Below are 14,915 nucleotides of genomic sequence, written 5' to 3'. Positions count from 1 at the left end.
CTTTAAATTCATGGATTTTATTGAGTATTCCTATTTACCAGTATGGCCATAACCACCAGCACCACGTGCGGTGTCCGACAATTCCTCTACTGATTCCCAGGAGATGGTTTCATGTTTTGCAATGACCATTTGCGCAATGCGATCTCCATTGTTTACTACAAAATCCGTATCCGAAAGATTCACCAAAAGAACTTTAATCTCTCCACGATAATCCGCATCAATCGTTCCCGGAGAATTCACAATACTGATGCCATGTTTATAGGCCAATCCGCTACGGGGACGAATCTGTGCTTCAAAACCTACAGGCAATTCAATGTGTAATCCTGTTGGAATCAATACACGTTGTAAAGGTTTAATGGTAATTTCAGTTTCCACAAATGCACGCATGTCCATACCTGCTGCATGAGCAGTTTCATATTGAGGTAAAGCGTGTCCTGAATTGTTAATGATATTGATTTTCATTCTGATAATTGTTTTTATTATTTTAAAAGCGATCAGCCTGTATCTTCATACCTAAGATGAAGCATTTACTGATCATACCCCATTTTAACATGTTATTTTTTTAATAAAATTGATTTTATCTGGTCTTTCTCGAAATATATAATTCCCCCAATAAAAGCAATCAGCAAAGCATTTCCAATATAAATGTTCCTATTGAATACCCAAAAGGATAAAACTACCAGTACCACCGAAATGATTAAATAGCTCAGAATTCTTTTTAGGTTATACGGTATAGGGTAATATTTCTGTCCTAAGATATAAGAGATCACCATCATCACAAAATACGCCAGCATAGAAACCCATGCAGACCCCATGTAACTGAATTTCGGAATCAGCACAAAGTTAAATACAATTGTAATCAACGCTCCAACGATGGAAATATAGAGACCAAAACGAGTTTGATCTGATAAACGATACCAGATGGAGAGGTTTGAATAAATCCCCAGACAAACATAACCGAACAGTAGGTAAGGAACTGCAGGTAATCCAACCCAATACTCTGGCTTACGAATAAAATACTTTAGGATCTCAATATTGGCAATTAACCCAACAAAAAGCAGCACCAATGCGATCACAAAATAATGCAGGATGATGGCATAAGTCTGCCTTGCATTTTCCTTTTTAGCATGACTAAAAAAGAAAGGTTCTGCACCTAAGCGGAAAGCAGTCACGAAAATACTGATAAAGATGGCGATCTTACAAACTGCCCCATAGACACCTACTTCATAATCCGCAATACTATCAGGCAACAACTGACTCAATACAATCTTATCCAGGTTCTCATTTACAATAAAGGAAAGATTGGCGATCAACACCGGCCAGGAGTAGGAAAACATTTTACCGAAAAGTTCTTTATCAAACTTCAATTCAAGCTTTAAGAATTCCGGAAGGAGGAGTACCAATGTAACCACACTGGCAATCAAATTGGCAACAAAGACATAGCCGACCCAGATACCGCGATACCAGGACGACAACCATTCGGCCATTGGCCAGTCGTGTTTAATGAGCCAGGGAATCACATAAATAAACAGCAGGTTGAAACCTACAAAACTCCCAATGTTCAAAAATTTGATCAGACTGTACTTTATTGGTCGCTCGTCTGCCCTTAATTTAGCAAATGGGATCACACAGATCGCATCTATAAACAGGATTCCAATAAAAAATTGCACGTAGTGTTTATAGTCTGTAAGCTGTTTCGGGTCATCCGTTAAATAGGATGCAATCGGATTTGCCAGGACAAGCCCAGTGATTAAAAAGAGCGTTGAAATGAAAGCGATCACCAGGAAAGAATTGTTGTAAACCTCCTGTTTCCTATCCTCGTGCTTATTCAGATACCTGAAATAGGTACTCTCCATCCCAAATGCCAAAATCGCATTGATCATGGAAGCATAGGCATACATTGTAGTAAAAATACCATACGTCCCCGCAGCAAATTTACTCGTATAGATTGGGGTCAGGATAAAATTAAACAGCCTGGAAAATACAGTACTTAAACCATAAATCGCAGTCTGACCGAGGAATTTTTTAATGAAAGACATGCGTTATTTTTTGATGATTTCGAAGTTACGGTAGCCTTTCATCTCTCCGGGAGTTACTTCTACAGTTTCAATCTTTGCTCTGTCTGGCCCCTCATTACACCATTCTTCAAAAACTTCTAATGAGGCATCATCGCCCTCTGCTTCCAGATACAATGTACCATCCTTTTCATTTTTCACTATTCCGCGAACCCCCATTTGATCTGCGATTGCTTTTGTGGTCGCTCTAAAAGATACGCCTTGCACCTTTCCGGTTACTCTTATATTGATGTGTTTCATTCTTATTTTTTTAGTTGATTCAATACCAGTTAAGCAATTAAGCTGGAAATTCCAGCCGATTGAGTCTCTCTTTTTCAGTTAAAAACTCCTGCCAGATGGTTTTCAAGATCTTCGCAGCAGGTTTAATTTCCTTTAGCAAGGCCGATACTTGTCCGATTTCCAGCTCGCCCTCTTCCATATTTCCTTCAAACATACCTAATTTCGCTCTTGCCCGACCTAAAAGTTGCTTAAGCGCTTCCGGATTGGCCCCTTCTGCCTCCGCAACTGCAACTGCATCGGCAAAGGTATTCTTTAGCAGCCTGACAGGAACCAATTTTTTCATCTGAAGTTTCGTATCTCCTTCGTTAGCAGCAATGATTCCCGATTTAAAATTATTATGAGCAGAGGACTCTTCTGCTACGGCAAAAGCGGATCCAATCTGAACGGCTTCAGCTCCCAATGCAAATGCAGCAAGCATGGCACTTCCACTTCCAATGCCACCAGCAGCAATCACCGGAATTTGTACTGCATCAGCAATCATTGGAATCAGACACATGGTTGTTGTTTCTTCCCTTCCATTATGTCCGCCGGCCTCAAAACCTTCCGCCACAATCGCATCCACACCGCAAGCTTCCGCTTTTGTGGCAAATTTAGTATTCGCGATGACATGGACCACCGTAATTCCATTTTCCTTCAGCAAGCCTGTCCATGTAGCAGGGTTTCCTGCAGAAGTAAATACAATTTTCACCCCCTCTTCTACAATGATCTGCATGATCTCTTCAATATTCGGATAAAGTAATGGAACATTAACCGCAAAAGGCAGATCAGTTGCGGCCTGACATTTTTGAATGTGTAACCTGAGTACTTCCGGATACATTGAACCAGCGCCTATAATTCCCAATCCTCCTGCATTCGATACAGCTGAAGCCAATCTCCAGCCACTGCACCAGACCATTCCGGCCTGAATGATGGGGTATTTGATTTGAAATAAGGTCGTAATCCTATTATTCATTTATGCTAATCTTTTAATCTGGCCTGTAATCCTCATTTCCCCATCTTTTTCCACAAATTCAAGTAGATTGATACCAGGAGTCTTTCCAACAACTAAACTACCAAAACGATCCTCAATTCCTAAAAATTCGGCACCATTTATCGTGGCCCATTCTAAAAGTTTAGATAAAGGAAGCTGGAAATGTTCCTGAAGCGTTTTCATTTCTTCAACGATACTCAACTGATCATTACTCGCCAGACTATCTGTTCCTAATGTGATCTTCAGTCCGGCTTCCAAAAACAAGGGAAGTTCCGGTAATTTATTTTCAATATATAAATTTGCGTTCGGGCATAAGCACCAATATAAATCAGGATGAGTTTTTTGTGCAAAATCCAGATCAGCAGCACTGCTGAAAGTATTGTGTACCAATAGCGTTTTTAGCGTAGCTGAAAGTTTAGGCAAATAATTGCATAAGGAGCTTTTCCCCGTTGCTTTAAAGAAATCAATATTTAAGCCCAGAAACTCGTATAACTTTAAAAAGCTCCCGCTTTTATGTTCAAAAAATTCATTCTCTTCCTGAGTTTCCTGGTTATGAATACTAATGAGGTCCTGATGTAATTCTGCTTCTCTGCAGATTTCCGCAAACAAATTATCGGATACAGAATAAGGCGCATGAGGGACGACCGAAGCATTTAAAGGATGAAACGCAGCTTTCATCATTTTAGCCGCTTCGATGATTTCAACCGCTTTTTGCGGATTGAAACCCATGGTTTCTATAAAAGTATGATAATAAATATTGCTGATTTCTTTGACTGCTTTAGAGATCAATTTATTAGAAATATCTCCCACTGCCACAATTCCTTGCGCGTACATCTCCCGATCTGCACTTTTCATGGCTTCAATTTGCTCTTGCTCATCTGCCTGTCTTTGTCGGATTATCTGCTCCACAAATCGGGGAAGACCGGTATGCTTTCCAATTTTTCCTTTCAGGTGAGAAAGTTCCAGGTGACAATGGGTATTCACAAAACCAGGAACAAGGATTCCTTCATGAAATTTAACATCTGTTATCCCTTTACCTGCTGCCTCTGTGGCCGTCAAAATCTGTAAAATTAAACCACTGGAATCCACAGCAATTACTCCCTCTTTTAAAGGGGCAACAGCCACCGGACAAATATATGATGCAGAAAGGTAGGAAATCATCCTACAAAGGAAAGGTATTTCCACTAAAATAAGGCTATAATCTGCTGTCGTTCTTCAGCCATAAACCCAAACCCAGAAAATTAATTTGAAATAATCCAGGAGACCTGACATAGGGTTGTCAGCGTCCCTTCTTTTCTTTGTTCTATAATTTTAAAACAAGCAAAATGGAAATGACTAAAATCTTATTAGAGGAACTTGAGCAGGAAGCTCAAACTACACGCAAAATGTTGGCAATTGTACCTGCCGATAAGTTCGATTGGCAGCCGCATCCAAAAAGCATGACTTTAAAAATGCTTTCTGCACATGTTGCAGAATTGCCTGTCTGGATTGCTCTTGGCCTTACTACTTATGGCCTTGACTTCGGTGTAAGCCCATACCAACCAAAAGATGTTAAAAACGAGGCTGAATTGATGGCCTATTTTGAGGAATCATTAGCAGCCGGACTAACACAATTATCTGCTGCAAAAGAAGCAGTCTTATCGGAACCATGGATTTTAAGGAACGGAGCTCAAATTTATCAGACATTCACAAAAGCGAGTCTGATCCGACACAGCTTATCCCAACTTATCCACCACAGAGCCCAATTAGGCGTCTTTCTGCGACTGTTAGACATCCCAATTCCGGGTAGTTATGGGCCTAGTGCTGATGATACTCAAGGTTAGAATCCATAGCTTTACATTTTTTTGATAGATATATGGGTATATTTTGATTTCTTTGTAAACTGAAACAATTTATACCCATACCCATGTCTGATTCTACCACCCGATTAAATAAATACATTAGTGAGAGCGGTCTGTGCTCCAGAAGAGCTGCAGACAGATACATAGAACAAGGAAATGTATTTATCAATGGCCGGAAAGCCAAGGTAGGCGACAAAGTATTTTTCGGGGATATCGTTACGGTGAATGGCCAGACCATAGAGCCAAAAGAAGTTGATAATTCCATATTAATCGCTTATAACAAACCTGTAGGCATTACCAGTACTACTGAAGCCGGAGTAAAAAGTAATATGGTGGATCATGTAAACCATAGCGACAGGGTTTTCCCTATCGGTCGTCTGGACAAAGATTCACAAGGTTTGATTTTCCTGACCAATAATGGAGATTTAGTAAACAAGATCCTTCGTGCAGGAAATAACCATGAAAAAGAATATATCGTAACCGTTAACAAACCGATCACGGAGCAATTCATCTCTGGCATGGCCAAAGGTGTTCCGGTATTGGGTGTAATGACTAAAAAATGTAAGGTAACTAAAGAAAGTACTTTTACATTCAAGATTATTCTTGTTCAGGGATTGAACCGTCAAATCAGAAGAATGTGTGAGCATTTCGGATTTGAGGTAACGAAACTGGAACGTACCAGAATCATGAACATCACGCTAAAAGGAATTCCAGTTGGCGAATGGAGGGAACTGACAATGGAGGAACAGACAGAGATTTTCAACCTTGTAGCGAAATCAAGTTCTCTGGAGGCCGCATCGTCTGCTAAAAAAGCAAGTAAAAAATCAGCTATTTCCAATTTTGACGAGCAACCAGCTCCTAGAAGAAATTCTTCTGGAAGAGCAGCTGGACCAAGATCAGGTGGCTCAAGATCAACATCTGAAGGCGGATCAAGGTCTGCTTCAGGTAAACCAAGATCGGAACAGAAATCAGGCTCTCCTTATCGTGGGTCCTCATCTACTCCAGATTGGAATAAAACCAACGGCCCCAGCAAAAGACCAACAAGACCTTCAAGGGGACAATCTGGAGCTCCAGCTGGAAAAAGCAGAGGACCAAAGCGTTAAACATAATTACACTGTCATAATCAAGCAGTAATCACTTACATTTTAAGCCAGCAAAATCAAATTTTGCTGGCTTATTCTTTTTTTAGGTAACTTTGCAACAAATGCTTACGACAAAAAAAACAGACATACGTTCACTGGATCTTCCACAGTTGCAACAACACTTTATAAACATGAAGGAACCTGCTTACCGTGCCAAACAGGTTTATCAATGGCTATGGGAGAAATCTGCACGTTCCTTTGAGGAGATGAGTAACCTTTCTAAAGACCTTAGAAAGAAGCTGGATGAAAATTATGCAATCAATGTAGTCGAAGTGAATAACTCTCAATTTAGCAATGATCAAACCATCAAAAACACATTCAGACTCTATGATGGCAATATTGTTGAAGGCGTGCTGATTCCTATGGACGAACGCATGACGGCCTGTGTTAGTTCTCAAGTGGGTTGCAGTTTAACCTGTAAATTCTGTGCGACAGGATATATGGACCGCAAACGTAACCTGAATGCAGATGAAATCTATGATCAGGTAGTTTTGATTGATCAGCAGGCAAAGAAGAACTATAATGCTCCCCTAACGAACATCGTTTACATGGGAATGGGAGAACCTTTGCTAAATTATGCGAATGTTCTGAAGTCTATCGATCGTATTACCTCTCCAGATGGACTTAACATGTCGTACAAACGCATTACTGTCTCTACTGCCGGTATTGCGAAGATGATTAAGAAACTGGGTGATGATGGGGTTAAATTTAATCTTGCCCTTTCCCTGCATGCCGCAAATGATAAAAAAAGAAATGAAATCATGCCGATTAATGAGCAAAACTCATTGAAAGCATTGGAAGAAGCTTTAAAATACTATTTCTCTAAAACAAAGAATCCGATCACTTATGAATACATTGTATTCAACAATTTCAATGATGAAATTCAGGATGCAATGGAACTGGCGAAATTCTGTAAACACGTACCTTGTAAAGTTAACCTGATCGAATACAACCCGATTCAGTTTGCAGATTTCCTAAATGCCGAAGGTGATAAAATCGATGCTTTCTCTGCTTACCTGAAAAGTCAGGGTGTAAATACCAATATCAGAAGAAGTAGAGGTAAAGATATTGATGCTGCCTGTGGACAGCTGGCTGTAAAAGAGCAAAACTAATTCCTGGAATTTAACCAAGCATGGACTAATCCGCATAGATTAGCCCATGCCATTCTTCAACCCCTATATTTCTGACCTTTTACATTTGCTGTTTCCAGCAGAATGTCCCGGTTGCGCCTTGCCACTAAATAATGTTGAATTGTGTATTTGCAGCACATGCCTTTATAACTTACCCTATACTGACCACCATCTGGATCAGGATAACCTGGTAGCCAGACAATTTTGGGGCCGACTACCCTGTCATGCCGCGATGGCAATGCTATTCTTTAAAAAGGAAGGCATAGTACAACAACTCATCCATCAGCTAAAATACGGTAACCAACCAGAGCTGGGCGAAAGACTAGGTATCTTACTTGGAGAACGGCTTTTGTACTCCCCCTATTATCAGGACATTGATTTCCTCATTCCGGTACCTCTTCATAAAAAAAGATCAGGAACTCGTGGCTACAACCAAAGCGAATGCATCGCCAGAGGAATTTCCCAGGTTTTAAAAGCTCCTGTTAGCAATCGGCATCTTGTCCGTAGTACTGCAACCGACAGTCAGACAAACAAAGGAAGGTTACTTCGATTTGAAAATATGCTAAGTGCTTTTGAACTGAAACAGCCTGAAGAATTAGCAGATAAACACCTATTACTAATCGATGATGTACTCACGACCGGCGCAACATTGGAAGCTTGTGGAATCAGCCTTCTTCAATCCATGCCTGCAAAGATCAGCATCGCTGCCCTGGCCTTTGTGCGCTGAATTAGAACCGGCCTATTAAACAATCTTCAATATAATTATATTATTGAGAGCGTTAATTTAGATGGAAAAGATCGGCAAAATTCTAAATTGGAACAGCTCGTCTTTTATTTTACAACATTTCATAGGAACTCTCAACTCACACTTTTAAACCTTATTTATCAAACAGATAAGTCTACTCATTCAATTAGGTTCCAAAATAAAATTTTAAAAGATTTTGAATATTAAAATATATTCCGTTACTTTGACCTTGAGAGCGTTAATTTAAGGGTCGATAGCTTCACACTCGTGAAATATCGGCCCTTTATCATTTCTAATAAAAACGTATTTTTAATACCCCCCATTAAAAAAAACATTTAGATCAATCCCAACTTCCAGGGAGTAAAAAGATTTATTTTTCAGCATGACTCACTGTCTTTTTATACTCAATTTGAAAACGAGAAATAACCAGGAAAGTGTTCGGGAAGATTGGTTGGAATCGGGTTCGTTTATTTTTGGTATTGTCAAACCATCTAAAGCCTATCAGTCAGCCTCCTCTGAACTAAGACTTTTGTACGGCAGTTATTCCTGCATTTTTCAAATAAATCTTAATCTTAAAAATCTTGCATCTATATTGAGATTTACAGCCTTTTAGCTGAGGTATTCAGAAAGAATATTTCTCATATCTTCAGGTTTGAAAGGTTTTAAGATATGTCCGTTCATACCAGACTCAGCAAACTTATTGTGTTCATCGTGTAAAGTAGATGCGGTTAAAGCAAGTATGGGAACTTGCTTATAATAGTCTCCATCCATAGCCCTAATCAACGTACAGGCTTCAAAGCCGTCAATTCCCGGCATTTTAATATCCATAAAGATGAGGTCGTATACCTGGTCGCGCACTTTTACAAGTGCTTCTTCCCCTGTAACCGCAAAATCCAGTTTTAGTCCCCATTTACCGAAAATTCTTTTGGCAATTAAAGAATTGATTTCATTATCGTCCACCACAAGAATCCGTTTATTGCTAAACCTATCTGGCTCTGTGAATACTTTTACCTGGGGTACATAATCAGCTGCTTTTTCAAAAGATATACTGAAATGAAACTTCGTTCCTTTTTCTTCTTCACTTTCTACCTTAATGTCTGCTCCATATAGTTCCAGCATTTTCTTCGTAATGGTAAGTCCAAGCCCCGTGCCTCCATACTTTCTGGAAATATCTGTTCTGGCTTGAATAAAAGGCTGAAAGATGTAATCTAGCTTTTCTGCAGCGATGCCAATTCCGGTATCTTTTACTTCAAAATAAATAGATACGCGATCCTTAGTCTCATTCAGCATTTTGATTTCCAATACAATCTTCCCATCATGAGTAAATTTAATGGCATTCCCCAATAGGTTCATCAATACCTGATACAGACGGGTTTTATCCCCTTTAACATATTCCGGAATATTTTCATCACAGATCAATTCCAGTTTATTATTACCGGCTGTAACATTCAATTGCAAAGAATTGATCACATCAGAAGCGAGGGCTCTGAGGCTAAAAGGAATCGTTTCCAACTGCACATTTCCGGTTTCCATTTTAGTTAGATCCAGGATATCATTGATGATATTGAGCAGATTTTCTGCGGAAAAGCGCAAGAGGTTTAAATCAGGAAGCTGCGATTCCTTCGGGTCATTATCAAGAAGCAAATGTGCCATTCCTATCACTGCATTGAGGGGGGTTCTAATCTCATGACTCATCACCGACAAGAACATTTCTTTGGCAGCACTCAATTGTAAGGCCTGCTCTTTCGCTTCTACCATTTCCTGCTCAACCTGCTTCCTTTGGGAAATATCAGTGATCAGATCAATTTGGCGCTCTACTTTTCCTTTTTCATTGACGATAGGTGTATTGGAAACAGAAAGCCAGATCGGTTCTCCGGATTTCTTTTTCGCTTGCACCTCTATGGAATAAGATTCCCTATTGTTCGCTTTCAGTCTGGATGCTACAATCAGTTCTCTCTGTGCCTCATCCTTAGAAAGAATATCACCTAATCTGAGTCCTTGTAATTCATTCAATGAATAACCAGTTAACTTTTCCATAGAATGATTAATCCAGGTGGTATAACCTTCTCCATCGGAAATATTAACTCCAGTATCGGTTTTGCTGGCGACTAAAGAAAGGAGTTGTAATTCTTCTTCTGCCTTTTTCTTTTCAGTAATGTCGAGTATGATTTCTACCTCTATTTCGACCTTTCCTTCGTCATTGAAGACGACCGTATTATAAATAGATAGCCAGATAGGTTGCCTGTCTTTGCGGTAGGCCAGCAGGTCGACAGTAAAAGACTGGTGTTTATTGGTGAGTTCACGTGCTTGTTGAATCAGCTCCAGATCCGTTCCCGGTCCCTGAATCAAATCCCCAAGGCGTTTTCCTTTGATATCTTCCAGTGTAAATCCTGTAATTTTCTCAAAGGCCGCATTTACCCAGGTCACATGGTTATCAGAATCATTGATCACCACAGCATTGTTGACCTTACTCGCCACAAAGGAGAGTTTCATCAGTTCATTTTCTACTCTTTTATTTTCTGTAATATCTCTTCCATAAGCATACCAGCGTCTGTTTTTACACACCATGTTCCAGCTCAACCAGCGGATTAACCCACTTTTAGTGACAATTCTGAAATCGATATTAAACTGTTTGGTACCATTAGACAGACCTACTTCTATTGCATGGACTACCCTATTGATATCCTCGCGATAGCAGAAAGTCCAGGCCGTTAAACCTACAGCTTCTTCCACTTCATATTCCAGCACTGTGGTAACAGCATTGTTGACAAACAACAATTCACCATTATCATCGAGGATGCAATGAATTTCGGGAGATACAGTGGAGATATTCAGGAGTTCTTCAAAGCGCTGATTTTTAAGGTTCAGCTCTTTTGCTTTTTTACGGAGGGAGATATGGGTGATAATTTCTTTGGCAAGGATCTGTAATCCTTCCTTCTGTGCGCTGGTCATTTCTTTACGCACCTGATCAAATACACAGATGGTCCCTAAGCGGTAACCATCATCGTCAATCAAAGGAGCGCCAGCATAATAACGTAGATCTGGAAGGCCAATGACGTCTAAATACTTGCTATACCGTTCATCCTCCATCGCATCACAAACTTCAAATACGTTCTCCGACTGGATAACCTGTTCGGCAAAGGAATTACTTCTGGGCAATTCTTTACGGTCAAGCCCAATCACAGATTTAAACCATAACCGGTCTTCATCAACTAATACAATGACAGCTACAGGCGCGTTGCAGATCAAGCTAGCCAGCTTGGTGATATTATCGAATTCCTGTTCTGGAGGAGTATCCAATATATCGTATTCCTGCAACGCCTGTAAGCGTTCCATTTCATGAGTTGATGAAGTCTGGTTATTCGTTAACATGGAGTAAGTTCTTCCCGTTTATTTATACAAAGGGAACTGACCTACCAGATTGATTACTTTTTCTTTTACCACTTTTAAATTATTCTCATCCTCAGAATTCGTAATTACCTGATCAATCAGATCAACAATGATATCCATTTCTTTTTCTTTGAAACCTCTGCTTGTGATGGCAGCAGTACCTACACGAATACCTGAAGTTACAAATGGTGACTTATCGTCGAAAGGAACCATATTTTTATTCACGGTAATATCTGCTTTTTCAAGCGCATTTTCTGCTGCTTTTCCAGTTATATTTTTGTTGCGCAAGTCAATCAACATTAAATGATTGTCTGTACCACCAGAAATAATACCATAACCTCTGTCAACGAAAGCTTTGGCCATCGCCTGAGCATTGGCTTTCACCTGCGTAATGTATGTTAAATATTCGTCGCTCAATGCTTCGCCGAAAGCAATTGCTTTTGCAGCGATAATGTGTTCTAATGGTCCACCTTGTGTTCCAGGGAAAACTGCCATGTCTAAAACTGATGACATCATTCTGGTTTCACCTTTAGGAGTTTTGATTCCGAATGGGTTTTCGAAATCTTTTCCCATCATGATCATACCACCACGAGGCCCGCGAAGAGTTTTGTGTGTAGTAGTGGTCACGATATGACAATGAGGAAGTGGGTTTGCCAATAATCCGCGGGCAATCATACCTGCAGGGTGTGAAATATCAGCCAATACCAATGCACCAATTTTATCTGCAACACTACGGATGAAAGCGTAATCCCACTCTCTTGAATAAGCAGAAGCACCGCAAATGATCAACTTAGGACGTTCCGCCAACGCGATTTCTTCCAATTTTGCATAGTCGATCAAACCATCTTCTTTCTTTACTCCATAAAACAATGGCTGATACAATTTTCCTGAAAAATTAACCGGAGAACCGTGCGTTAAGTGCCCCCCATGAGAAAGGTCAAATCCTAAAATTTTATCTCCCGGCTGGATCACAGCAAGCATTACTGCTGCATTTGCCTGTGCGCCTGAATGCGGTTGAACATTTACCCATTCTGCCCCAAAAAGCTGCTTTGCACGCTCAATAGCTATGGTTTCCACTTCATCTACTACCTGGCAACCGCCATAGTATCTTTTTCCCGGAAGGCCTTCAGCATATTTATTTGTTAAACATGATCCTGCGGCCTCCATTACTTGTTTGCTCACAAAGTTTTCAGAAGCGATCAGCTCGAGGCCATTTTCCTGACGGTCCAATTCCCTGTCAATCAAATCAAAAATTAGTGTATCTCTAGTCATTTATTGAAGTATTAATTTGTAAAATTAACGATTTTCCTTCTTAGTTTGGTAACAAAATACCTTACTTTGTAGTTCTATTCTATAAATCACTGCATGGAAGATATCACCCGTCCATTATTACCGAACATTAATTATCCTGCTGATTTAAAGCAGTATAAAGAAGAAGATCTCGAACAAATCTGTCAGGAACTGCGCCAGTACATCATAGATGTAGTGAGTGTAAACGGAGGACATTTTGGCGCAAGTCTGGGTGTAGTGGAACTCACAGTAGCCTTACATTACGCTTTAAATACACCTTACGACAGACTGGTCTGGGACGTTGGCCACCAAGCTTACGGACATAAAATCCTTACCGGAAGAAAATCAGTATTTCATACCAACCGCCTCCTTAATGGGATTAGCGGATTCCCAAAAATCAGTGAAAGTGAGTACGATACATTTGGTGTTGGTCACTCTTCTACCTCTATTTCCGCCGCATTAGGAATGGCTGTAGCTTCTCATTATAAAGGAGAAACAGACCGTCAACATGTTGCTGTAATTGGTGACGGAGCGATGACTGCTGGGCTTGCCTTTGAAGGTTTAAACCATGCAGGTATTGAAAATTCCAACCTTTTGGTGATTCTGAACGACAACTGTATGTCGATCGACCCGAATGTAGGGGCTTTAAAGGAATATTTAACGAACATTACCACTTCCAAATCATACAATCGCTTCCGCGATGATATTTCCAGTGTTTTAATCAAACTTTCTGAACTTGGCCCAAATGCGCATAAGTTTGTAAAGAAAATTGAGAAAAGCATTAAGGGTACCTTACTAAACCAGAGCAATTTATTTGAATCCTTAAATTTCAGGTATTTTGGCCCTGTTGACGGCCATGATGTGGTGCGTTTGGCACAGGTCATTAAGGATTTAAAAGACATTCCAGGCCCAAAAATCTTACATTGTGTAACGGTAAAGGGCAAAGGTTTTGCATTGGCAGAGAAAGACCAAACCAAATGGCATGCCCCGGGTTTATTTGATAAAATTACTGGTGAGATCAAGAAATCAGCTGTAGATAAACCTCAGCCACCAAAATATCAGGATGTTTTCGGACATACTCTGGTAGAACTTGCAGAAGAGAATCAAAAAATTGTAGGTATTACCCCTGCGATGCCATCAGGTTCCTCTATGAATATCATGATGAAAGCAATGCCTAACCGCGCATTTGATGTTGGCATTGCAGAGCAACATGCCGTTACCTTTTCTGCCGGACTGGCTACTCAAGGACTTGTTCCTTTCTGTAATATCTATTCCAGCTTTATGCAAAGGGCTTATGATCAGGTGATCCACGATGTGGCAATTCAAAACCTGAACGTAGTGTTCTGTCTAGACCGTGCAGGATTTGCGGGCTCTGATGGAGCGACTCATCATGGTGCATACGATTTAGCATACATGCGTTGCATTCCAAATATGACGATTGCCGCACCAATGAACGAAGAAGAACTCCGAAACCTGATGTATACTGCTCAATTGGAAAATCAAGGTCCTTTTTCTATCCGTTATCCGAGAGGAAATGGTGTTTTAACGGATTGGAAACGTCCTTTCAAAGCATTAGAAATTGGTAAAGGCCGAAAAATATGTGACGGAGAAGATGTGGCGATATTGACCATTGGTCATGTGGGTAATTTTGCTTTAGAAGCTTGTAAAGAGTTAAACAGTGAAGGTATTCATCCTGCGCACTACGACATGCGCTTTGTAAAACCTCTAGATGAGGCATTATTGCATGATGTATTCAAACGCTATAAAACCGTTATCACTGTAGAAGACGGTTGTCTGCAAGGCGGCCTTGGAAGTGCTGTGTTAGAGTTTATGGCCGATCACCAATATAATGCTACTGTAACCCGCCTTGGCATTCCTGATGAGTTTATTGATCATGGTGAACAACAGGAATTGTGGGCGCTTTGCGGCTATGATACTGCCGGCATTATTACCATAGTAAAAAAAAACGCTATAAGGAGAACAACTGAAACGATCGCTTCTTAACTGATTAACTTTCCTAGTTCAGGATCAAAAAAACATCAAAAAAGCCCTG

Annotated in this window: 12 protein-coding genes; 5 read left to right on the top strand and 7 right to left on the bottom strand. The window is 40.2% G+C overall.

The features are described from left to right. Nucleotides 1–30: 30 nt before the first annotated feature. From dut to R2Q94_RS02565, 5 genes are all read right to left on the bottom strand, one after another. Complete coding sequence (gene dut, locus R2Q94_RS02585) at nt 31–462, bottom strand: dUTP diphosphatase (protein WP_316819867.1); 432 nt, start codon at nt 460–462, stop codon at nt 31–33. 92 nt (nt 463–554) lie between these two features. After that, on the bottom strand, nt 555–2,039 hold the full coding sequence (locus tag R2Q94_RS02580; RefSeq protein ID WP_316819866.1) for an oligosaccharide flippase family protein: 1,485 nt from the start codon (nt 2,037–2,039) through the stop codon (nt 555–557). Nucleotides 2,040–2,042: 3 nt separating this feature from the next. After that, on the bottom strand, nt 2,043–2,315 hold the full coding sequence (locus R2Q94_RS02575) for an acylphosphatase (RefSeq protein WP_316819865.1): 273 nt from the start codon (nt 2,313–2,315) through the stop codon (nt 2,043–2,045). Nucleotides 2,316–2,352: 37 nt separating this feature from the next. Then, nucleotides 2,353–3,306, bottom strand: a complete 954-nt coding sequence (locus R2Q94_RS02570) for a nitronate monooxygenase (RefSeq protein ID WP_316819864.1) — start codon at nt 3,304–3,306, stop codon at nt 2,353–2,355. Beyond that, nucleotides 3,307–4,485, bottom strand: coding sequence for an amidohydrolase family protein (locus R2Q94_RS02565; RefSeq protein WP_316819863.1), 1,179 nt, complete (start codon nt 4,483–4,485; stop codon nt 3,307–3,309). A gap of 164 nt (nt 4,486–4,649) precedes the next feature. On the opposite strand from R2Q94_RS02565, the gene R2Q94_RS02560 reads away from it, so the two are divergent. The 4 genes from R2Q94_RS02560 (at nt 4,650) to R2Q94_RS02545 (ending at nt 8,164) form a co-directional block, all read left to right on the top strand. Further along, on the top strand, nt 4,650–5,147 hold the full coding sequence (locus R2Q94_RS02560; RefSeq protein ID WP_316819862.1) for a DinB family protein: 498 nt from the start codon (nt 4,650–4,652) through the stop codon (nt 5,145–5,147). Nucleotides 5,148–5,230: 83 nt separating this feature from the next. Continuing rightward, nucleotides 5,231–6,268, top strand: a complete 1,038-nt coding sequence (gene rluF, locus R2Q94_RS02555; RefSeq protein WP_316819861.1) for a 23S rRNA pseudouridine(2604) synthase RluF — start codon at nt 5,231–5,233, stop codon at nt 6,266–6,268. A gap of 101 nt (nt 6,269–6,369) precedes the next feature. Beyond that, on the top strand, nt 6,370–7,419 hold the full coding sequence (gene rlmN / locus R2Q94_RS02550; protein ID WP_316819860.1) for a 23S rRNA (adenine(2503)-C(2))-methyltransferase RlmN: 1,050 nt from the start codon (nt 6,370–6,372) through the stop codon (nt 7,417–7,419). A 139-nt stretch (nt 7,420–7,558) separates the two neighbouring features. After that, on the top strand, nt 7,559–8,164 hold the full coding sequence (locus tag R2Q94_RS02545) for a ComF family protein (protein ID WP_316819859.1): 606 nt from the start codon (nt 7,559–7,561) through the stop codon (nt 8,162–8,164). Nucleotides 8,165–8,791: 627 nt separating this feature from the next. Here the strand turns inward: R2Q94_RS02545 and R2Q94_RS02540 are convergent. Together R2Q94_RS02540 and glyA are read right to left on the bottom strand one after the other, a co-directional pair. Further along, nucleotides 8,792–11,554 (bottom strand): PAS domain S-box protein, encoded by a 2,763-nt coding sequence (locus tag R2Q94_RS02540; protein ID WP_316819858.1) that lies wholly within the window; start codon nt 11,552–11,554, stop codon nt 8,792–8,794. 18 nt (nt 11,555–11,572) lie between these two features. After that, the gene (glyA, locus tag R2Q94_RS02535) at nt 11,573–12,844 is read right to left on the bottom strand and encodes a serine hydroxymethyltransferase (protein ID WP_316819857.1); all 1,272 of its coding nucleotides are present in this window, start codon (nt 12,842–12,844) and stop codon (nt 11,573–11,575) included. A 93-nt stretch (nt 12,845–12,937) separates the two neighbouring features. Here glyA and dxs point away from each other — a divergent pair, with 93 nt between their 5' ends. Further along, nucleotides 12,938–14,866 carry a 1-deoxy-D-xylulose-5-phosphate synthase gene (gene dxs / locus R2Q94_RS02530; protein WP_316819856.1) on the top strand — a complete coding sequence of 643 codons (1,929 nt, stop codon included), beginning with the start codon at nt 12,938–12,940 and terminating at the stop codon, nt 14,864–14,866. Nucleotides 14,867–14,915 lie beyond the last annotated feature (49 nt).

The sequence above is a fragment of the Pedobacter gandavensis genome (assembly GCF_032678465.1).
Classification (GTDB): Bacteria; Bacteroidota; Bacteroidia; order Sphingobacteriales; family Sphingobacteriaceae; genus Pedobacter; species Pedobacter gandavensis_B.
This window is presented reverse-complemented; position numbering and strand designations above follow the sequence as displayed.